The following is a 20,491-nucleotide window of genomic DNA, read 5'->3' as shown; positions in this document are numbered from 1 at the left end:
CCGCCGACGCCGTCGTCGTCGCCGAGCCGGAACCGGCTGAATACGTCAAGATTTGCGACGTTTACGGCTCGGGCTACTTCTACATCCCCGGCACCGAAACCTGCCTGCGCATCGGCGGCTATATCCGCTATGACATCGGCGGCGGCGACGTCGGTTCGTTCGACGGTGCGACGTCCGCCGACACTGAGGACGGCGGCAGCAACGACACCTGGTTCAAGCACGCCCGTTTCTCGCTGAAGACCTGGACCGGCCAGGAAACCGAGCTCGGCACCTTGAAGACCTACACCGAGACCCGCTTCAACTTCCAGAACAACAACCGTGATTCGGGCGCACCCGTTGATCCCGATGGCACTGGTCCGCTCCCCGCCCCCGCGTTCGGCTCGCCCAACGCTGCCGGCAACGGCGGTGTTTCGCTGAACTTCGCCTGGATCCAGCTCGGTGGCCTGCGCGTCGGTAAGGATGAATCGGCCTTCAACACGTTCATCGGCTACGCCGGCAACGTCATCCAGGATACGCTCGTTCCCTACGGCGATTTCGACACCAACGTCATCCAGTACTACTTCGACGCTGGCAACGGCTTCTCGGCCGTGATCTCGCTCGAAGAAGGCGCGGGCGGCGGCACGGCCGGTTCCTACGGCGTGGGCACGATCGACAGCTACGTTCCGCATGTCGTCGGCGGCGTGAAGTACACGCAGGGCTGGGGCGCCATCACCGGCGTCATCGCTTACGACAGCAACTATGAAGAAGTCGCCGGCAAGGTTCGTTTGGACATCACCCCGATGCAGAACCTGTCGCTCTTCATCATGGGCGGCTACGGCACCGACGACAACCTGACGGATTCGACCTACGCGTTCCCGGCCGGCGGCCGCGGCTTCTACAAGCAGTGGGATGGCAACTGGGCAGTCTGGGGTGGTGGCACCTACACCATCAACGAGAAGACCTCGTTCAATGCCCAGGTCTCGTATGACGAAGGTGAGAACCTCGGCATCGCAGCCAACATCGCTTACGATGTTGTCCCGGGCCTGACGATCACGGCCGAAGTCGACTACGTCAACGCAGGCAAGATCGACAATGCCGATGGCCTGAACCACAACTGGACCGGCATTTCTGATGGCGACGACGACGCCATCGGCGGCATGCTCCGCTTCCAGCGCTCGTTCTAAGGGCTGGCTTTATACAGGTGAATACCAGCCCGGGCGCTTCAACGCCCGGGCTGTTTTGTTTCGTGACTGGGTCAAGACAAGCAGAAGGAACAGGGGGAATCGGCAGCTGAATAGTCCCGTAGGGTGAGTTCGTGGGATCCGCTGATGGCGGATGAATTCACAACTGCGTGATTTAAATCTCTTGAAAGGACGCTTCCAAGCGGATAGGTCTGACTCTATCCACTCGGGGGTGTGGCAATTGATGACCATCGATGCGATACAAGAGGGTGATCCCTCCGAACATTTCTCAATGTTCTCTTCTCAAAATGCGAAGATAAAATACAGTTACAACAAGATCAGAGAAGTAAAGTCGCACAGGGTCGGAGAGCTTTTTTCAGCATACCGGGACATACTCTGGGATGATGGGCGGCATAAGTACAATGTCAGCTCCTTCATCGGCGAAATAGACGAGATTCTCCTTGGAGAACGGTTCAGCGCCTTCGACCAGAGCACCCTGGACAACCTTATTGGCACCTTGCGCCAGCGCGGCAACAGCAACGCAACCATCAATCGAAAGATGGCTGCCCTCAGCAAACTGCTGCGCAAGGCTTACAAGATGGGAGATATCCACAGCCTGCCCGAGTTCCGCCGCCAGAAGGAGCGGGCGGGACGGATCCGTTTCCTGGAAAGGGACGAAGAGGCAAGGTTGTTCGCCGCCATCAAGAGCCGCAGCGAGGACGCTTATCGTCTCTCCGTCTTTCTCGTCGACACCGGCTGCCGCCTCGGCGAGGCGCTCGGACTGATCTGGAACGACATCCAGGAACACCGCGTCTCGTTCTGGATCACCAAATCCGGCCGCAGCCGCACCATTCCGATGACCGAACGGGTCAAAGAGGTGATCAAGCTGCCGCCCTCAGAGGGTCGCAGGCCCAAGGGCCCGTTCACCAAACTCAGCCAGGCACAGTTTCGCGCCATCTGGAACGATGCGAAGGCCGAGGTCAGCCTGGGTGCCGATGACCAGGTGGTTCCGCACATCTTGCGCCACACCTGCGCATCGCGTCTTGTCCAGGGCGGCATCGACATCCGCCGCGTGCAGATGTGGCTCGGCCATCAGACGCTTTCGATGACCATGCGTTATGCGCATCTGGCCACCAACGATCTCGACGGTTGCGTCGTCGTGCTGGAGACGCCCCGCGGCGAGGGGCCATCCAGCGGAAGCTCGGCCTTCGCATCTCCGCTGACCACTGTTTCGGCGGCAGCGCCGTCGCAAAAGAGCGAGGCGGCCGCGACGAAAACGGCCAAGGCGCCCAGGAAAAGCTCGAAAGCCAAATAGCCCCACCCAGCGTTCATATACTGAAAAGGCAACCCCAGGATCATATTTGATCTTGGGGTTTACTTTGTTCGAGCTGTGTTTTCCGCCTCGTCCAGGAAAGCTGCGATGGCGCCGGGCAGATTGCCTGTCTCCAGGAAGGGGGCGTGACCCTGGCCTTCGACGGTGATCGCTTCCATGCCGGGACGGCGATTTCTCATCTCCTCGAGTGTGTCGACCGACAAGAGTTTCGAGTTGGCGCCACGTATGGCAAGCAGCGGTATGGCCGCCAGCGCGTCGAACTGCGGCCACAAATCCGGCAACGGCTTGCTTGGGTCGAGGCCCGACAGCGTCTCGACCAGTCGCGGGTCGAAATCCGGCAGCAGCCCCCGATCCGTCTCGCGGTAGAGAGCCGACACCATCCGCTCCCAATCCGCCTCGGTCAGCGCGGGAAAGTCACCGCCATGAGCGCTGCGTTGGGCATTGATAGCCTCGGTCCGGCTCTTCGGTTTTGGTGATGGATCGAGATAGGTGCGGATATGGGCGAGCCCCTCGGCCTCGATGACCGGGCCGATGTCGTTGAGCACAATGGCTTTCAGCACGGTCGGCCGCAGCGCACCGAGCACATGGATGATCAGCCCGCCGCGCGAGGTGCCGATGAAGGCTGCATCCGCGATGTCGAGCGCCGCGAGCCCGGCGAGAATATCGCCGGCTTCGATGCCGACATTGTAATGGCCGATATCGGGGTCGTATGCGGATTGGCCGCGGCCACGGTAGTCGAAGGCGATGATCTTGCGCAGATTGTCGGCCCGCTGCGACAGATAGAGCGCCAGCTCGTGAAAATCACGGGCGTTGCGGGTGAGGCCCGGAAGGCAGACGACCGGCCAGCGGCCAGATTTTGCCTCGCCATAGACGCGGGCGTGAAGCTTGAGCCCGTCCGGCGCTGTGTAGAAGAAATCGGAAAAGCCGTCGTGGTTTGGCATGCGGACTCGATTCCTCACCATTGTCGGATCGCCTGCGACTGCTACAGGCGAGGACGGGAGTGGTCAAATCGGGGGTCTGTCGGCAAGCTGACATTCTTGGAAATGTCGGAGGGACAGCGCCCCCCTCTGTCCTGCCGGACATCTCCCCCACAAGGGGGGAGATTGCCGGTTCCGGCGCTCCGCCTTCCTTCGACGTTAGAGATTGGCGAAATCGGCAATGAAAGCTGATCTCCCCACTCGTGGGGGAGATGGCCGGCAGGCCAGAGGGGGGCGCGAAGGATCGCCAACATCTGCCTTTGACGACGGCTCTGCCGCGTCAGCTCCGCCCGTTCACCAGATCCCCCACAATGTCGTACTTCCCCGAAATGCGCATTTTGTAGACTTCGTAATTCTCCATCACGCGCTGCACGTAACTTCTTGTTTCCGTGTAGGGAATCCGCTCGATCCAGTCGACGACGGCGTCGATGCCCTTGCCGCGCGGGTCGCCATATTTGGCCACCCACTGGGTGGCGCGGTTGGGGCCGGCATTGTAGCCGGCGAAGGTCAGCACATAGGAACCGCCGAAGCGGTCGAGCTGCTCGCCCAGGAAGGCCGCGCCCAGCGTCGCATTGTAACCGGCGTCGCTGGTCAATCGATCCTGAGAGAAGGTCAGTCCAGCCTTCTTCGCCAGTTGCTTGGCGGTGCCCGGCATCAACTGCAACAGGCCGCGCGCGCCGGCGCTGGAGACGGCGCCGACGTTGAACTCGCTCTCCTGGCGCGCGATCGCATAGGCCAGCGCCTTGCCCGAGCCGGAAATGTCGGCGGTGTCGGGAATGACGCCCAGCGGATGCGACAGCGCGCCGACATCGATGCCGCGCGCGCCGGCGATCTTGCCGATCTTCAGCGCCATGAAATGATTGCCCTGCTTTTCCGCAAGCACGGCAAGCAGCGCCAGTTCGCCGGGGCTGGTCAACTGCCCGGCGAGATCGCGATAAAGCGTCTCGGCATAGCGGTCATAGCCCGCCTCCTGCAGCCGCTTGATGGCGCTAACCGCTTCGCGGCCGTCAAAGCTTTGGCGGTCTGCGGTGCTTGGCTCGGGATAGACGATATTCAGCGTGCGCAAACCAACCCGTTCCGCTGCCAACTGCCCGTAGAAAGTGGTGCCATAGGCCGCCGCCTTGGTGAAATAGGTCTTCGCATTGCCGGGGCCGCCGACTTCCGCCGCGCGTCCCAGCCAGTAATAGGCGCGCGACAGCGACATCGGCCCCTGGGCGAGATCGGCGATGCGGGCAAAATGCTTGGCTGCGGTGCCAGGGTCGTTGAGACCGCGCAGCGCGTACCAGCCGGCGTGGAATTCGGCCTCGGCGGCACTGGCGGGGTTTTCGGCGGCATGCGCGGCAACGATCTTGTAGGCGGTCTTCCAGTCGCCCTGGTCGACCAGTGCGCGCGACAGCACGCGGCGCTCGACCCACCAGGCATCGGCATCGACCAGCGCGTCGCGATCCGTCGGTGCGCTCATCACCGCCGCCGCAGCATCGGCATATTTCCGCTGTTTGCGAAGATATTCGGCCTGCGCGAAGAAATAGCCGGCGGAGCGCTGGCCGTCCGGCACCGCCTTCAACAGCTTGGCCGCGTTCTTGTCGCCCTTGTCCGCAGCAGCCCAGGCGTCGGCCAGCGGCTGCGCTCCGGCAAGGGTTGCCACGCGCAACGCGGAATTGGGCCGGTCGGCATAAAACATCCGCTCCATGCGGAAGCGGTGGTCGGCGGCCGGGATGATGGCGCCGAACTCCTTGATGACAGCCGCCTCGTCCTTGGCTTCCAGAGTCTCTGTGCGCCAGAACGGCAACAGCACCGAAAGCGCAGCCTTGGCATTGCCCAGTGCCACATAGGAGCGCGCAAGGATCACCACACCTTGAAACGTTAGCGGCTGGCTGCCGTCGAAGGCTTTTATCACGGTCTGCGGCGATGGGTTTTCGCGATAGAGCGCGCGCTCGCTGTTCTTGCGCAAGGCTATGGTGCCCGGCCAGTTCGGCAGCATCTTTGCGGCATCGGCAATCTCGCCGCTTGGCACCCGGTCACCGCCATAGAGCGCGATCGCCCAGGCAAGAATATGGCGGTCGAGCGAATTGGCCGGCAAGGTCTCGCGCACCGCGCGCGCCGTGGCAATGTCGCTGGCCGCCAGCGCATCGAGGCCACTTTTCAGTATGGCGACGTTGGCGGAAGGCGAGGGCGCTAAAGTCTTCGCGCCCTCCTGCAGGCCCGGCATCGGGATGGCCGACGTAACCTGCACATCGACGCTGCCGCCGATCGCCATGCCCGGCATCAGCGCGGCGATGGCGCCAAGCAGCGCCAAGAAGTGGGGCCGACGGGTCGGCATGATCCTTATGTCTTTCCTTGTCCCCGGCATTTTTACCAACAGGGCATTCTTGCCAGCAAGGCATTTTGCCAGCAGGCGACAATGCCTCGAAGCCTAGACTTAGGTCGTGAAGAGCCCGTAAACAAAGGGTTATCGAGGCCGTTCGAATTGCGCTTGCTGGCACCATCGGCATGCTTGCCGCTGAACAGTGTCGAGACTATGGTGCGCGGCTTCGCTTTCGGCTAGAAGGCCCCCGATGCATGTCGCCCAAAAGTGGGTACCGGTTTTGGGAAGAAAGACATGCATAAACAAATAGGTCCCAAGGAGTTGGACGACATGCTGAGAGGCTCGCTTACTGCGCTCGTGACACCGTTCGAAAAGAGCGGGCGTTTCGACGAGAAAGCCTTTCGCGCTTTCGTCGAGTGGCAACTCGCAGAGGGCACCACGGGCCTCGTCCCCGTCGGCACCACGGGCGAGTCGCCGACGCTGTCGCATGACGAGCATCGCCATGTCGTCAAGGTCTGCATCGAGGTCGCCAACGGCCGCGCTCCGGTCGTTGCCGGCGCCGGCTCCAACAACACCGCGGAAGCGGTTGGTCTGGTGCAATATGCCGAGCAGGCTGGCGCCGACGCGGCTCTGGTCGTCACGCCCTACTACAACAAGCCGACGCAGCGCGGCCTCTACGAGCATTTCGCGGCTGTCGCCCGGGCGACCAGCCTGCCGATCATCATCTACAACATCCCGCCGCGCTCGGTCATCGACATGATGCCCGAAACGATGGGCCGGCTGGCGCACGACTTCAAGAACATCGTCGGCGTCAAGGATGCCACTGGCAAGGTCGAGCGCGTGTCCGAACAGCGCGCCACCTGCGGCAAGGATTTCATTCAGCTTTCGGGCGAGGATGCCTCCGCGCTCGGCTTCAATGCCCATGGCGGCGTCGGCTGTATCTCGGTGACGTCGAATGTCGCGCCGCGGCTGTGCGCCGAATTCCAGGAAGCCACACTGTCCGGCGACAGCGCCAAGGCGCTGGAGTTGCAGGACCGTCTGCTGCCGCTGCACAAGGCGATCTTCCTCGAGCCCGGGCTGTGCGGCGTCAAATACGCGCTGTCGAAGATTGGCAAGGTCGAGAACGTGGTGCGCTCGCCGCTGGTGACGATCGAGGCATCGACCGCCGAGAAGATCGATGCGGCGATGAAGCACGCCGGCTTGATAAATTGAGGATGAGGCGCCACCTCTCCGCATCATGAATCAAGTCAGAAAAGCCGATCCCAACAACAAGACCGTAGCGGAAAACCGCAAGGCGCGGTTTTCCTATGAGGTGCTCGACACGGTCGAGGCCGGTCTGGTGCTGACCGGCACCGAGGTCAAGTCGCTGCGCCAGGGCCAGGCCAACATCCAGGACAGCTACGCCTCGGTCGAGGGTGGCGAGATCTGGCTGATCAATTCCTATCTGCCGGAATATCTGCAGGCCAACCGGTTCAACCACGAGCCTAGGCGGCGCCGCAAGCTGCTGCTTAACAAGCGCGAGATGGCAAAACTGTCGCAGAGCATCGAGCGCGAAGGCATGACGTTGGTGCCGCTAAAGATCTATTTCAACGATCAGGGCCGCGCCAAGCTCCTGCTCGCCGTCGGCCGCGGCAAGAAATTGCACGACAAGCGCGAGACCGAAAAACAGCGCGACTGGTCACGCGAAAAGGGCCGGCTCATGAAGGAACGTGGGTGAGGAGTGGTCCGCGAAGCGGACAAAAAGCCAACGATTTGGCTTTTTGAGCGACGAACGCCCGGAGCCATAGCGTAGGGCTGGCTGTTGGGAGATAGCCCTAGAAAAGCCAACTGTTCGGCTTTCAAAGGTGTCGATCGATCAACCACCACGACAAAGCAGGGGATGGTCTTGAAGAACCGGATCATCCTCTGGGGTGCGGCCAGTCTGGTCTTTGCCGGCCTCGTCGCGGCGGGCGGCTTCTTCTATTTTCAGACGTTCTCGCCGGATCGCGACAGCTATCCGGTCAGGGGCATCGACGTTTCCCATCATCAGGGCGAGATCGACTGGCGGCGTGTCGCCGCCGACGATGTTGCCTTCGCCGTCATCAAGGCGACCGAGGGCGGCGACCATGTCGACGATGCCTTCGCCAAGAATTTGCGCGAGGCACGCGCCGCCGGTCTTGCAGTCGGCGCCTACCACTTCTTCACCTTCTGCCGGCCGGGTGCTGACCAGGCGAAGAATTTCATTTCGGTCGTGCCGCACGACCAGCCGCTGCTGCCGCCGGTGGTCGACATCGAATTCGGTGGCAACTGCCCGCAACGGCCGTCGCCGGAACAGCTGAGCGCCGAACTCCAGGCCTTCCTCGAGCCGGTTGAAGCGGCCTTCGGAAAACCTGCGATCATCTACCTGACCGACGAGGCTGAGGAGGCCTACGCCGGGCAGACAGCTGCGCGGCGGCGCTGGCTGCGCTCGCTGGCGATCAAACCGGGCGAGGATGGCTGGATCTACTGGCAGTACCACAATATGGGCCGTGTCGACGGCATCGAGGGCGATGTCGACCTCAATGTCCTGCAGGGCGGACAGCAAACGCTGGCCGAGCTGTTTGCGCCATCTGCACAACCGTCGCCATCGCCCTGAATCAGGCAGCCTTGGCCGCAGGTCTCGCGATGGCCGAAAAGGCCATCCCCGCAGCCATGATCAGGATGGCGGCGAACTGAGTGCCGGTCGGCGTTTCGCCAAGCACCGTCATGGCGATCAGGACCGTTGCGATCGGCACGCATGGCATGAACAGCGATGCCGTTTGCGACCCCAACTGCCTGACGACATAGGTATAGAGGAACATTGCGGCCGCACCGGCCAAAAACCCTTGAATGACGATCTGGCTGGCGATCTCGGCCACTGATGCGGCGCGGAGGCCGCTCGGGGCAAAGACATAGAGCAGCGGCAGCGGCACGCATGACAGGAGCACGACCGTTGCGGTCGCTGTAACCGGATCGACGCGCCAGCGCCGCACGAGAACGGCATAGGCGGCAAACATCGCGCCAGACCCGATGAACAGAAGATCACCGAAGAGGACGTCCTTCATGTCGCCGCCGATACGCGCTGGCACAATGAACAGGATCAGCCCGGCGATGATGGCGGCGACGCCAATGGTTCGTTGACGCGAGGCCTTGTCGGTGGTGGCAATGTGCGACAACACGAACGAGAAGAACACGATCGAGGCGGGGCAGAGTGCCGCGCCATGCGCGGCGGGCGCATAGGTGAGGCCCCAATTGATGATGATCGGGTAGGGCAGTCCGGCCAGCGCAGCCAGCGTCAAGGCACGCCTCCAGCCCAATGCCTTGCCAGTCGCCAGGCCGCCGCGCCAGACGACCGGCAGCATGACCATGCCTGCGCCGACAAAGCGCAAGGTCGCGAGATCCGTCGCCGTCAGATGCTCCCGCAGGCTGAAGCGGGCCGCGACGAACTGCACGGCGTAAATGCCGATCATGGCCAGCCCGGCAAGGATTGCCGGCTTCGTGTTTCGGTCCTCTGCCACGCGCATTCTCGTCCCGCTCGATCCTGCCAGCGGAGGCTTCTTCCTCCGGACGGCCTTCGTTGGAAGTGCAGCCTATTGTTGAAATAGGTGCGGCAAAATATGCTGCTTTTGCGATAGGAAAGTGAAATTCACACAAAAGGGGCGTCACAAACGTGAATCATGAATCCGGTCAGCTCGACGCCATCGATCGCAGCCTGCTTCGACTGTTGCAGGAGGACGGGCGTCGCACGACGCTCGATCTCGCAGCCCGCGTCGGCCTGTCACCGACCGGCACCAGCCAGCGCGTGAAGCGCCTGTTTCGTGACGGGTTCATCACCGCGGTCCGGGCCGTGCTCAATCCGCAAAAGATCGGCCGTGGCACGGTCGTCTTCATCGAAGTCAGGCTCGACCAGGCGGCGCCGCATGTCTTCGACCGTTTCGCCGAGGCAGTGGCTAAAGCCCCGGAAGTGCTGGAGTGCCATATGGTCGTCGGCGGCTTCGACTATCTGGTCAAGGCGCGCATTTCGGAAATGGCCGCCTACCAGGATTTCCTCAAGCGCGTGATCCTGCCGCTGCCGGGTGTCAGGGAGACGCACACCTATGCGTCGATATCGGACGTGAAGCCGGACGCGCTGCTGCCGGTGTGAGACGGGGCGCCTGAAATCAGGCGGCTTGAGAAACCTCCGGCGCCAGCGTCACATTCGCATCGCCCCAGACTTTCAGGGCGGTGATCACCGGCTCCAGGCTTCGGCCGCGCGGTGTAAGGCTGTATTCGACCTTCGGCGGCACCTGCGCATAGACCTTGCGGGCAATCAGCCCATCCATCTCCAGCTCGCGAAGCTGGTTGGTCAGCATGCGCTGCGTGCAGTTCGGGATACGCCGGCGGATCTCGTTGAAGCGCATCGTGCCTTCCAAGAGATGGTAGAGCACGACGCCTTTCCACTTTCCGTCGATATAGCGGAGCGTGCCCTCCACGGTGCAGCCCGGGCTGCAATCGAATCGCTCATGGCGAATGCGTGGCATGACGGTATCCTTTTCGACACTATGTGCTTTATATGTGCATTCTTGCGTTCATCGCACATAGTTTGCATCTGTGCTCCTGACAACAGCAATCGTGGAGATCAGAATGCGCGCAGTCGGCTATCAAATCTCAGCCCCCATCACCGATGAGGCCTCTCTCGTCGATATCGACCTGCCCAAGCCCGAGCCGAAAGGCCGTCAATTGCTGGTCGAGGTGAAGGCGGTCTCGGTCAATCCGGTCGACACCAAGATCCGCAAAAGCGCCAAACCCGAAGCCGGAAGCTGGCGCGTGCTTGGTTGGGACGCTGCCGGCCGGGTGGTCGCCACGGGTTCGGACGCCAGCCTGCTCAAGCCCGGCGACGACGTCTTCTATTCCGGCGCACTGCCGCTGCAAGGCACCAATGCCGAGTTCCACCTAGTCGACGAGCGCCTTGTCGGCCGCAAACCGAACTCGCTCGACTACGCGCCAGCGGCGGCGCTGCCGCTGACGGCGATCACCGCCTTCGAGGCACTGTTCGACCGCCTTGACGTGAAGAAGCCTGTCGCGGGCGCCACAAACGCCATCCTGATCATCGGCGGCGCCGGCGGCGTCGGTTCAATCGCGGTCCAGCTGGCGCGCCAGCTGACCGATCTGACGGTGATCGCCACCGCATCGCGGCCCGAAACACGCGACTGGGTGCTTGGACTTGGCGCCCATCATGTCATCGACCATTCCAATCCGCTCGCCGCCGAAGTCGCGGCCCTCGGCATCGGCGCACCGGCCTTTGTCTTCTCGACCACCAACACCGGCAAGCATTTGGCCGAGATCGTCGAACTGATCGCACCGCAGGGCCGTTTCGGGTTGATCGACGACCCCCAGACGCTCGACATCAATCCGTTCAAGCGCAAGAGCGTTTCGGTCCATTGGGAACTGATGTTTACCCGGTCGCTGTATGAAACGCCTGATATGGCCGCTCAGGGCGCGCATCTCAACGAACTGGCACGGCTCGTCGACGCCGGTACCATCCGCACCACGCTTGGCGAGACGTTCGGTCCCATCAATGCCGCCAATCTGAAACGCGCCCATGCGCTGATCGAGACCGGCAAGGCCAAAGGCAAGATCGTGCTGGAGGGGTTTTGATGAGGAAGTGAGCTATGCTGGTTGCAGAAATCTTTAAAGGGGTTTTCCTTGGACGACCCAGGAATTCATTGCAACCAGCAGTTCTGACGTCGGGTAGTCCTGAATGTCCTCTTCTGAAAATCCGGCGACTAACTGGCTTTCGTAGTACCACTCCTGGAAGTCGGCGTAGGCGCCAAGGATTCTGGCGGCGCCAACTGCGTTAATTTGAGCTTCACTCACCAGCCAGTTTCTGACTTTCCTGACAGCATTCTGAAAATCGCCGGCATGGGCCTGTATGTCGCAGCCTGAAAGATCGGATATGGCCGCCTGGTAGCGGTACATTTTCTCTTCCAGAATTAGGAGCCGTTTCCCCTCCCTTTCCTGGCCGAAATATCGCCTGCAGCCATAATCAACTCCGAGCTCGAATGGCATGTTGAGGCGAAAATGCTCGCCCTTCTTTTTCGCTTGGCAACGGCTCAGGTCATGTATCGAATATTTTGAATTCTCGATGATTTCACAAATCTTGTTAAGGCGCACGGATCCCGAGTCATTGCTCTCAGTGGCTATTCGCGGCTCGAAGCCCAGGTAGACAACGCAAAACAAGATCGCTTGAAGAATCGGCTCGTAGTCCTTGTCGAAAGGACAGTTGATGAAGACTGACGTGCCGAACGACCCCCCGGCCAATATTCACCCTTTCGGTGGAAACGGATCGTTACCACTATAGGAGTCACGCTCCCTTATGCGTCCATCACGACCATGAACGTAAAGTTCAGTCTGTTGATTGCGAGCGATATCCCTTGCTCTCTCAATGGCTTCTTTTTGTGTGCTAAAAGTTCCCGAAGCACGAGACGCTCCGGACCGTCTCACGCTCCATTTGTCACCACTAGGGATGACATGCTGTCCTTTTTTGTTCATGGCGTATGGCCTTTAATCTCAGGAATCTCACCACGCATTATATGGCGACGCTATGGGCAATTCCAATCATATACCGGATGGCATGGAACGCTAGGTAGGGGAGTCTAGATAGTTCTGTATCTCGGCAAAGACGCTGACGAACATGGCTTCGGTCAGGACGCCAGTGTTGGTGTTGTAGCGCGAGCAGTGGTAGCTGGAAAACAGCGTTAAAGTGCCGGCCTCGAGCCGGCCGCCATGCTTGAACGGATAGGCAGCGACACGCTGGCCCAGCGCCCGGACCGTCGACTGGTGCGCGATCGAGCCCAGCGCCAGCACGGCGCGCAGTTTGGGAAAGCGCGCTATCGTCGGCACCAGGAAGCTGCGGCAGGTGGTGATCTCCGCGCCGACCGGCTTGTTTTCCGGCGGCACGCAACGCACGGCATTGGTGATGGCGGTGCCGACCAGCTGCAGGCCGTCATCCGGCCGCGCCTTGAATTCGCCCCGCGCAAGGCCGTGCGCAATCAGTGTGGAGTAGAGCAGGTCGCCGGCATAGTCGCCGGTGAACGGCCGCCCCGTCCGGTTGGCGCCGCGCAGGCCGGGCGCCAGTCCGATGATCAGCAGTTCGACGGCGTCGTCGCCCTCTGGCGGGAGGAAGGTTGGCACCGGCGCGTTAAACCAGGAAGGCTCGCGCTGCCGCCAGTCCGCGATGAAATCATGCAGACGCGGGCAAAGCGGGCAGTCGCGGTTCGGTTCGGAAGCGGCGACCAAGGCCGCCGCCGTCAATAATCTTCCTCTTCGACTTCCGCCGGCTCGGGCCGGCGCACCGGCCGCTCGGAAGGATCGCGGCCAACCTCGTTCTTCAGCGACGTCAGATCGATGAAGTGGTCGGCCTGGCGGCGCAGATCGTCCGAGATCATCGGCGGCTGCGAGGCCATGGTGGAGACGATCGAGACCTTGCGGCCGCGCCGCTGCAGCGCCTCGACCAGGGTGCGGAAATCGCCGTCGCCGGAAAAGATGACATAATGGTCGACGACATCGGCAAGTTCGAGCGCATCGACGGTCAGTTCGATGTCCATATTGCCCTTGATCTTGCGGCGGCCGGTCGAGTCGGTGAATTCCTTGGCCGGCTTGGTCACCACCTTGAAGCCATTATAGTCGAGCCAGTCGATCAATGGGCGTATCGAAGAGTATTCCTGATCCTCGACCAATGCGGTGTAGTAGTAAGCGCGCAGCAGATAGCCGCGCTTCTGGAAGCTGGACAGCAGTTTGCGGTAGTCTATGTCGAAGCCTAGTGCGCGCGAGGTGGCGTAAAGATTGGCGCCGTCGATGAATAGAGCGATTTTTTCACGGGGGTCGAACATGGCAATATTCCTTTTTCGAAATAGGTGGCGGACTAATCGAAATGGGTCGTCTATATCGGTCGGCTCGTAAATAAACCGGCTGACCTTTCGTCAACCGAGATAGCGCCAGTTTTACGGCAATCCAAGGGTGCCAGGGCGCACTGCAAGCAATTGTGATCAGCACTGTGTCGACGTGGGCAGACGGGCTTTACCGGCAAGGCATTGACCGGTGTCGGCCGGCCCACGAGGCCCCAGCGCCATAATGCTTGTATTTTGGCGGCGTTCGGGTTATGGACCGCGCCTGTTTTCCATCAAATCCAGGCATGAAAGGGGCAATCAATGGCCCGCGTAACCGTTGAAGACTGCATCGACAAGGTCGACAACCGCTTCGAGCTCGTGCTGCTTGCCGGCCATCGCGCCCGCCAGATCAGCCAGGGCGCGCCGATCACAGTGCCGCGCGACAACGACAAGAACCCGGTCGTAGCGCTGCGCGAGATCGCCGACGAGACGCTGTCGCCCGACGACCTCAAGGAAGATCTGATCCACTCGCTGCAAAAGCATGTCGAGGTCGACGAGCCGGAAGCCGACGGTGAGGCGATCGCCGACCAGACCGGCAACGCTGTTGCGGCAACCGACGCCGACGACGCCGAAGAAAACGTCACCTTCGATCGCATGACCGAGGAAGACCTGCTGGCCGGCATCGAAGGTCTGGTGCCCCCGGAAAAGAGCGACGACTACTAAGCGGGCACGCTGGACCTGCCGGGAATATGGTTCCGGCACTTCCGTCCCGTCAGTTTCGTGGCTATCTATGAGATGCGCCGTACATCAGTGCGGCGCATCAATCATTTCAGCACCGCGAGAACCCGCCCATGATGCGTCAGTATGAGCTTGTCGAGCGCGTCGCGCGCTACAAGCCTGACGTCAACGAGGCGTTGCTCAACAAGGCCTATGTCTACGCCATGCAGAAGCATGGCCACCAGAAGCGCGCTTCCGGCGATCCTTATTTCTCGCATCCGCTCGAAGTCGCCGCCATCCTCACCGAAATGCACATGGACGAGGCGACGATCGCCGTCGCCTTGCTGCACGACACGATCGAGGACACCACCGCGACGCGGGCCGAGATCGACGATCTGTTTGGCCCGGAAATGGGCAAGCTGGTCGAGGGCCTGACCAAGCTGAAGAAGCTCGATCTCGTCTCCAAGAAGGCCGAGCAGGCGGAGAATCTGCGCAAACTCCTGCTGGCCATCTCGGAAGATGTGCGCGTGCTGCTGGTCAAGCTCGCCGACCGTTTGCACAACATGCGCACCCTCGACCACATGCCCGAGGCCAAGCGCCTGCGCATCGCCGAGGAGACGATGGACATCTATGCGCCGCTCGCCGGGCGCATGGGCATGCAAGGCATGCGCGAGGAGCTGGAGGAAATCGCCTTCCGCTTCATCAATCCGGAAGCCTATCGCGCCGTCACCGCGCGGCTTGCCGAGATATTCGAGCGCAACAAGGGCGTGCTGACCGACATTGAGAAGGCGCTGTCGGCGCTGTTTGAAAAGCATGCCATCAACGCCGGCGTGAAGAGCCGGCAGAAGAAGCCGTGGTCGGTGTTCCGCAAGATGGAGGCCAAGGCGCTGTCTTTCGAGCAGCTCTCCGACATCTTCGGCTTCCGCGTCGTCGTCGACAGCGTCGAAGACTGTTATCGCGCGCTTGGCGCCATCCACACGACATGGTCGATGGTGCCTGGCCGCTTCAAGGATTACATCTCGACGCCCAAGCAGAACGACTACCGCTCGATCCACACCACCATTGTCGGCCCATCGCGCCAGCGTGTCGAACTGCAGATCCGTACCCGCGAGATGAACAAGATCGCCGAATATGGCGTCGCCGCCCATTCGATCTACAAGGACACCGGCGGCAAGACGAATGGTGCCGCCCATGCGATCTCGAAAGAGACCAACGCCTATGCCTGGCTGCGGCGCACCATCGAGCAACTGGCCGAAGGCGACAATCCGGAAGACTTTCTCGAAAATACCAAGCTGGAGCTGTTCCAGGACCAGGTTTTCTGCTTCACGCCGAAAGGCATGCTGATCGCGCTGCCGCGCGGCGCCACGCCTATCGACTTTGCCTATGCCGTGCACACCGATGTCGGCGACACCTGCGTCGGCGCCAAGGTCAACGGCCGCATCATGCCGCTGATGACCGAGCTCAAGAACGGCGACGAGGTCGAGATCATCCGCTCCAAGGCGCAGGTGCCGCCAGCCGCGTGGGAATCGGTTGTCGTCACCGGCAAGGCGCGCTCGGCCATCCGCCGCGCCACCAAGAACGCCATCCGCAAGCAATATTCGGGTCTCGGCGCCCGCATTCTCGAACGCGCTTTCGAGCGTGCCGGCAAGACCTTTACCAAGGAAAGCCTGAAGCCGGTGCTGCACCGGCTGGCGCGCAAGGACATCGAGGATGTGCTGGCCTCGGTCGGGCGTGGCGAGCTCGCCTCGACCGACGTGATGAAGGCGGTCTTCCCCGACTACAAGGACGAGCGCGTCACCGTCAGCGCCCCCAAGCAGCGCGAGGAGGGCTGGTCGAAGATCCGCAATGCCGCCGGCATGCTGTTCCAGATGCCCGGCACGCGAGCCGCGCGTAAGGACAAGGACCAGCCGCGCGACGGCGCTGTGCCGATCCGCGGCGTGCGCGGCGACCTGCCGGTGCGCTTCGCGCCGGAAGGGGCCGTGCCAGGCGACCGCATCGTCGGCATCGTCCAACCCGGAACCGGCATCACCATCTATCCCATCCAGTCGCCGGCGTTGCAGGCCTTCGACGACCAGCCGGAGCGCTGGATCGATGTGCGCTGGGACATTGACGAGCAGACCAAGGAGCGCTTTCCGGCGCGTGTCTCGGTCACCGCCATCAACGCGCCGGGCTCGCTCGCCGACATCGCCCAGGTGGTTGCCTCGAACGACGCCAACATCCATACGCTGTCGATGGTGCGCACCGCGCCCGACTTCACCGAAATGCTGATCGATCTCGAAGTCTGGGATCTGAAGCATCTCAACCGGCTGCTGTCGCAGCTCAAGGACAATTCGAGCGTCAGCGATGCGCGGCGTGTGAATGGCTAGACCATGATCCCGAAAAGTGGGAACCGGTTTTCGGAAAAGATCATGGTCAATCAGAGAGAGGCAGGATGAACACCGACGAAGTGCTGGGCATTTTCCGCGAGGCGGGCGCTGTTCTGGAGGGACATTTCATCCTCACATCAGGCCTGCGCAGCCCGGTCTTCCTGCAGAAGGCGCGCGTCTTCATGCATGCCGACAAGACCGAGCGCCTGTGCAGGGCGCTGGCTGAAAAGATCCGCAAGGCGGTGCCCGGCAAGATCGACTATGTCGTCGGCCCGGCGATCGGCGGGCTGATCCCGGCCTATGAGACCTCGCGTCATCTCGGCGTCCCGGCGATCTGGGTCGAGCGCGAAGGCGGCGAGTTCAGGCTCCGCCGCTTCGAGATCGCGCCGGGATCGCGCGTCGTCATCGTCGAGGACATCGTCACCACTGGCCTCTCGATCCGTGAGACCATCGACTGCCTGCGCGCGCTTGGTGCCGAAGTGGTGGCTGCCGCCTGCATCATCGATCGCTCGGCTGGCAAGACCAATGTCGGCGTGCCGCTGATCGCGCTCGCCGAATATGAGGTGCCGGCCTATCCCGCCGACCGCTTGCCGCCCGAGCTCGCCGCCATCCCGGCGATCAAGCCGGGCAGCCGCAACATCTGATCAGACTTGAAGCCAGGCCTTGTCGAAATAGGTCTCGCCTGTCGGATGCATCCTTCGGCCCTGCACGGCTGTCGCCGAATGACAAAACAGCTTGCGCCAGAACGGCTGGATGATGACGCCTGAGTCCTGCAGGATTTTTTCCGCCTTGCCGATCAGATCGCGCCGCGCGGCCGGATCGGCGACGGACAATGCCTTGGTGACGATGTCGTCGAATTCCTTGTTGGAGAACGAACTCTCGTTCCACGCTTCGCCCGTCCGATAGGCGATGGCCAGCGTCTGCACGCCAAGCGGGCGCATCGACCAGACCGTCAGCGAAAAGGGATATTTCGTCCAGTCGTTCCAGAACGTCGACCCCGGCAGCACCGTGCGCTTGACCTTGAAGCCAGCTTCCCGCAGCTGCGCTGCGATCGCGTCGCCGGTGTTCTTGTGCCACTCCTCGTCGAGCGAGATCAGCTCGTGCTCGAAATCCGCCTGGCCGGCCTCTGCCATCAACGCTTTAGCTTGCGTCAGGTCACGAGCGACCGGCGGCAGTTTGGCGTAGTCGGGCTGGATGGGGCAGACGTGATGGTTCTCGGCGGGCGAGCCCAGTCCGGCATAGCCGAGAAGCAGCACGGCCGAATTGTCGACCGCCAACTGCAGCGCCCGCCGCACGCGCGCGTCATCATAGGGCTTCGCTACAACCGAGGTCCGCGCCACGATCGTACCCGCGGTCAGGATCTCGGATTTCTGCAGCCCAAGGCCGTCCATGATCGCGACCATGTCGCCCGTCGTCTCGTAGTGGGTATGAACTTCCTCCGCCTCGAAAGCGCTGACCAGCGCCGAGGGGTCCGATCCGTAGTCGATGAACTCGACGCCATCGAGATAGGCCTCGCCGCCCCACCATGATCCGCTCCCGCGGCGTTTGAAGACCGCCCTCTGGCCGACCTCGTAAGAAACGAGTTCAAAAGGTCCGGTGCCGACGGGATGGGTCAGCAAATCGCCGCCTGATTTGTCATAGTCGCGGTGGACGATGAGGGCAGGGTAGTCCGAAAGGCTCGGGATAATGGAGATGTCGGACGATTTCAGCTGCAAACGCACCGTATGGTCGTCAACCCTGGAGACGACACCGTCGCGCAGCTTGCCGCTCTTCTCATCGATCAGGGCTGACATGCGCCCGGCCATCGAATTGCCGGGGGCATTCTTTTCGCACCAGCGCGCAATGTTAAACATCACGTCGTCGGCGTTGAAATCGTCACCATTGTTCCATTTCACGCCCTTGCGCAGATGGAGCACATACTCGGTCGCATCCGCGTTGACCTCCCAACGCTCCAGCAGCATCGGCTCGAAGGTGAAGTCGGGCGTGTATTTCACCAGCGTTTCCAGGAACTGCCGACCCGCATTGCCCAGTTCAGCCTCGTCGAAAGTGCGCGGATCCTTCATCCCCTTGACGGCTGTCGCGACCTTCAGGACGCCACCTTTCACCGGCTCTCCGGCATGTGCCGCTGTCGGCGCCGACAGGCCTATCATCGCGTATGACGCGGCCGTGGAGAGGCCGAAGGCGCTCGCTATTGCCAGGAATTCTCGACGGTCAAGTCGCCTCGCGCGCGCTTCCTTCGCGAAAACCGCCACCTTCGTCTCCAGAGGGCATCTGATCTTTTCGCTTGTCGACATCTGGTATTCTCCTCGCTTCGCAGCGCTGCCACAGGCAGCCTGCTCTCCTCCCGCCCCGACCTCCGTCGGAGCCCATTCGCCTGACAAAAGCTGCTTCGAAATCGCCAGCCACATCAGGCCGAAAGCCGGTCGCAATAACCGTAGACCGAGAGCCTCTCGACCCCTGTCTCGGTGATCAGCACCTGTTCCTCGAGCTTGACCCCTTCACCACCATCCTCATGGCCGATGAAACTCTCGACGCAGACCGTCATGCCGGGGACAAACACCTCGTTGTCGTCATTGCCGACATCGTCCCAGTCCGAGGCATGCGCGATGATCGGATATTCGCCGGTCATGCCGCAGCCATGCAGCACCGAGAGATAGCGATGCTTCTGGTAGGCGCCGGGGATCAGCCAGGCGTTTTCCGCGAACTCCCGGAAGCCTAGCCCGGGTCGCAGCAGATTGACGTTCTTCTCGATCTGCTCCTGGGCAAGGCCGTAGAGCGTCCGCTGCGCCACCGAGGCCCGGCCGTCGCCGGTCAGGAAGGTGCGGGAGAAGTCGCTGTAGTAGCCATAGCAGCCGACCGCGTCGGTATCGAAGGCGACTAGGTCACCATCCCCAATGATCTTGTCCGACGTCTCCTGGAACCAGGGATTGGTGTGCGCGCCGGAGGTCAAAAGCCGCGTCTCGATATAGTCGCCGCCGCCGGTGATCAGCTTGCGGTGCAGCACCGACCAAAGTTCGTTCTCGGTGACGCCGGGAACCAGCGCCGCCTCCATTTCGCGCACGGCCGCTTCGGTCAGGCGCAACGAGGCGCGGATCATGTCGACCTCGCCGGGAACTTTGAGGCCGCGCGCCTTCTCGACCGGGATCTGTGCGTCGATGATGTCGAAACCTGCGGCAGCGAGTGCGAGCATGGCTCCGGTCGTCGTCGCTTCGACGCCGATGCGGCGACCGTTCACGCCGTGCCTGGCGACCAGTTGCTCGATGTCGGCCACGAAATCCCTGAGGTGGCCGACATGCTTGTGGCCGGAATGCAGCGGCATGATCGGACGCGCCGGTCGGATCTCGTGGACGGTCGGGCGGTTCTCGGCCAGATGCTCGCAGGCGCGATATTCGAACAGCACCACCGGTCCGACCACCGGAATGAACACGTAGCGCGCCGGATTGCGCGCCGAATAGACCTGCATGTTGCGCACGCCGGTGGCGTAGCGAATGTTCACCGGGTCGAAGAGCAGCACCGCCGAGAGATTGTGGGCGGCGGTTTGCTGGCGAACGCGGTCGAGGCGAAGCATCTCGACGCTGCGCACCGTGTCGAGCGAAAGCGTGGCGTACTTCTCGGCAGCGTCGTGAACCAGGCTGGGCATGGCAAATACGTCCCTCCGGCGGATGCAAAAGGCGTCCGCCGCCAATTCTGATCGGATGACTGATACGGTGCCCGGGACCCGCCGGGACAATTCAGGCCCGAACGCGACGCGTTACGGCCGGTGAAAAT

General features: G+C 61.9%; 20 protein-coding genes. 10 read left to right on the top strand and 10 right to left on the bottom strand.

Features of this window, described 5'->3' with window-relative positions:
- Positions 1–1,163 (top strand): porin (locus tag AC1DYO_RS16125; RefSeq protein ID WP_477264792.1); only part of this gene is annotated, 1,163 nt, incomplete at its 5' end.
- A gap of 241 nt (positions 1,164–1,404) precedes the next feature.
- A complete protein-coding gene (locus AC1DYO_RS16120; RefSeq protein ID WP_477264790.1) occupies positions 1,405–2,475 on the top strand; it encodes a tyrosine-type recombinase/integrase in 1,071 nt (356 codons plus the stop codon).
- A gap of 59 nt (positions 2,476–2,534) precedes the next feature.
- On the opposite strand, the gene AC1DYO_RS16115 is transcribed toward AC1DYO_RS16120, so the two are convergent.
- Both AC1DYO_RS16115 and AC1DYO_RS16110 read right to left on the bottom strand, forming a co-directional pair.
- On the bottom strand, positions 2,535–3,434 hold the full coding sequence (locus tag AC1DYO_RS16115; RefSeq protein WP_477264788.1) for an alpha/beta fold hydrolase: 900 nt from the start codon (positions 3,432–3,434) through the stop codon (positions 2,535–2,537).
- Positions 3,435–3,750: 316 nt separating this feature from the next.
- On the bottom strand, positions 3,751–5,790 hold the full coding sequence (locus AC1DYO_RS16110; protein WP_477264786.1) for a lytic transglycosylase domain-containing protein: 2,040 nt from the start codon (positions 5,788–5,790) through the stop codon (positions 3,751–3,753).
- Positions 5,791–6,105: 315 nt separating this feature from the next.
- Here AC1DYO_RS16110 and dapA point away from each other — a divergent pair, with 315 nt between their 5' ends.
- From dapA to AC1DYO_RS16095, 3 genes are all read left to right on the top strand, one after another.
- Positions 6,106–6,987: a 4-hydroxy-tetrahydrodipicolinate synthase gene (gene dapA / locus AC1DYO_RS16105; RefSeq protein ID WP_477264818.1), complete on the top strand. Its 882-nt coding sequence runs from the start codon at positions 6,106–6,108 to the stop codon at positions 6,985–6,987.
- Positions 6,988–7,012: 25 nt separating this feature from the next.
- Positions 7,013–7,492 (top strand): SsrA-binding protein SmpB, encoded by a 480-nt coding sequence (smpB, locus tag AC1DYO_RS16100; RefSeq protein WP_436259044.1) that lies wholly within the window; start codon positions 7,013–7,015, stop codon positions 7,490–7,492.
- A gap of 168 nt (positions 7,493–7,660) precedes the next feature.
- A complete protein-coding gene (locus tag AC1DYO_RS16095) occupies positions 7,661–8,389 on the top strand; it encodes a glycoside hydrolase family 25 protein (RefSeq protein ID WP_477264784.1) in 729 nt (242 codons plus the stop codon).
- A gap of 1 nt (position 8,390) precedes the next feature.
- Here AC1DYO_RS16095 and AC1DYO_RS16090 read toward each other — a convergent pair whose 3' ends face one another.
- Positions 8,391–9,290 (bottom strand): DMT family transporter, encoded by a 900-nt coding sequence (locus tag AC1DYO_RS16090; protein WP_477264782.1) that lies wholly within the window; start codon positions 9,288–9,290, stop codon positions 8,391–8,393.
- A gap of 152 nt (positions 9,291–9,442) precedes the next feature.
- Here AC1DYO_RS16090 and AC1DYO_RS16085 point away from each other — a divergent pair, with 152 nt between their 5' ends.
- Positions 9,443–9,916, top strand: coding sequence for an Lrp/AsnC family transcriptional regulator (locus AC1DYO_RS16085; RefSeq protein ID WP_477264780.1), 474 nt, complete (start codon positions 9,443–9,445; stop codon positions 9,914–9,916).
- A 16-nt stretch (positions 9,917–9,932) separates the two neighbouring features.
- Here AC1DYO_RS16085 and AC1DYO_RS16080 read toward each other — a convergent pair whose 3' ends face one another.
- The gene (locus AC1DYO_RS16080; protein WP_181058952.1) at positions 9,933–10,292 is read right to left on the bottom strand and encodes a winged helix-turn-helix transcriptional regulator; all 360 of its coding nucleotides are present in this window, start codon (positions 10,290–10,292) and stop codon (positions 9,933–9,935) included.
- A gap of 103 nt (positions 10,293–10,395) precedes the next feature.
- Here AC1DYO_RS16080 and AC1DYO_RS16075 point away from each other — a divergent pair, with 103 nt between their 5' ends.
- Entirely contained in the window at positions 10,396–11,409 is a 1,014-nt protein-coding gene (locus AC1DYO_RS16075; protein ID WP_477264778.1) for a zinc-binding alcohol dehydrogenase family protein, read from the top strand.
- Positions 11,410–11,442: 33 nt separating this feature from the next.
- Here the strand turns inward: AC1DYO_RS16075 and AC1DYO_RS16070 are convergent, their stop codons facing one another.
- From AC1DYO_RS16070 to AC1DYO_RS16055, 4 genes are all read right to left on the bottom strand, one after another.
- On the bottom strand, positions 11,443–12,072 hold the full coding sequence (locus AC1DYO_RS16070) for a hypothetical protein (protein ID WP_477264776.1): 630 nt from the start codon (positions 12,070–12,072) through the stop codon (positions 11,443–11,445).
- 3 nt (positions 12,073–12,075) lie between these two features.
- On the bottom strand, positions 12,076–12,303 hold the full coding sequence (locus AC1DYO_RS16065) for a DUF2188 domain-containing protein (RefSeq protein ID WP_477264774.1): 228 nt from the start codon (positions 12,301–12,303) through the stop codon (positions 12,076–12,078).
- Positions 12,304–12,393: 90 nt separating this feature from the next.
- Positions 12,394–13,065 (bottom strand): uracil-DNA glycosylase, encoded by a 672-nt coding sequence (locus AC1DYO_RS16060; RefSeq protein WP_477264772.1) that lies wholly within the window; start codon positions 13,063–13,065, stop codon positions 12,394–12,396.
- A complete protein-coding gene (locus AC1DYO_RS16055) occupies positions 13,062–13,643 on the bottom strand; it encodes a LabA-like NYN domain-containing protein (RefSeq protein WP_023670234.1) in 582 nt (193 codons plus the stop codon). The genes AC1DYO_RS16060 and AC1DYO_RS16055 overlap by 4 nt, the downstream gene beginning before the upstream one ends.
- Before the next feature lie 318 nt (positions 13,644–13,961).
- Between AC1DYO_RS16055 and rpoZ the strand changes: the two genes are divergently transcribed.
- The 3 genes from rpoZ to pyrE all read left to right on the top strand — a co-directional run bounded on the left by rpoZ (position 13,962) and on the right by pyrE (position 17,367).
- Complete coding sequence (rpoZ, locus tag AC1DYO_RS16050) at positions 13,962–14,363, top strand: DNA-directed RNA polymerase subunit omega (protein WP_023670235.1); 402 nt, start codon at positions 13,962–13,964, stop codon at positions 14,361–14,363.
- 128 nt (positions 14,364–14,491) lie between these two features.
- Complete coding sequence (locus tag AC1DYO_RS16045) at positions 14,492–16,723, top strand: RelA/SpoT family protein (RefSeq protein WP_023670236.1); 2,232 nt, start codon at positions 14,492–14,494, stop codon at positions 16,721–16,723.
- Positions 16,724–16,788: 65 nt separating this feature from the next.
- Positions 16,789–17,367, top strand: coding sequence for an orotate phosphoribosyltransferase (gene pyrE / locus AC1DYO_RS16040; protein ID WP_477264769.1), 579 nt, complete (start codon positions 16,789–16,791; stop codon positions 17,365–17,367).
- On the opposite strand, the gene AC1DYO_RS16035 is transcribed toward pyrE, so the two are convergent.
- Together AC1DYO_RS16035 and AC1DYO_RS16030 are read right to left on the bottom strand one after the other, a co-directional pair.
- Positions 17,368–19,017 (bottom strand): ABC transporter substrate-binding protein, encoded by a 1,650-nt coding sequence (locus AC1DYO_RS16035; RefSeq protein ID WP_477264767.1) that lies wholly within the window; start codon positions 19,015–19,017, stop codon positions 17,368–17,370.
- A 113-nt stretch (positions 19,018–19,130) separates the two neighbouring features.
- Positions 19,131–20,363 (bottom strand): M24 family metallopeptidase, encoded by a 1,233-nt coding sequence (locus AC1DYO_RS16030; RefSeq protein ID WP_477264765.1) that lies wholly within the window; start codon positions 20,361–20,363, stop codon positions 19,131–19,133.
- Positions 20,364–20,491: the final 128 nt, after the last annotated feature.

It is taken from the genome of Mesorhizobium sp. P2_F5 (genome assembly GCF_056403715.1).
The sequence above is the reverse complement of the archived record's forward strand: the minus strand, read 5'-3'. Positions and strand labels throughout refer to the sequence as shown.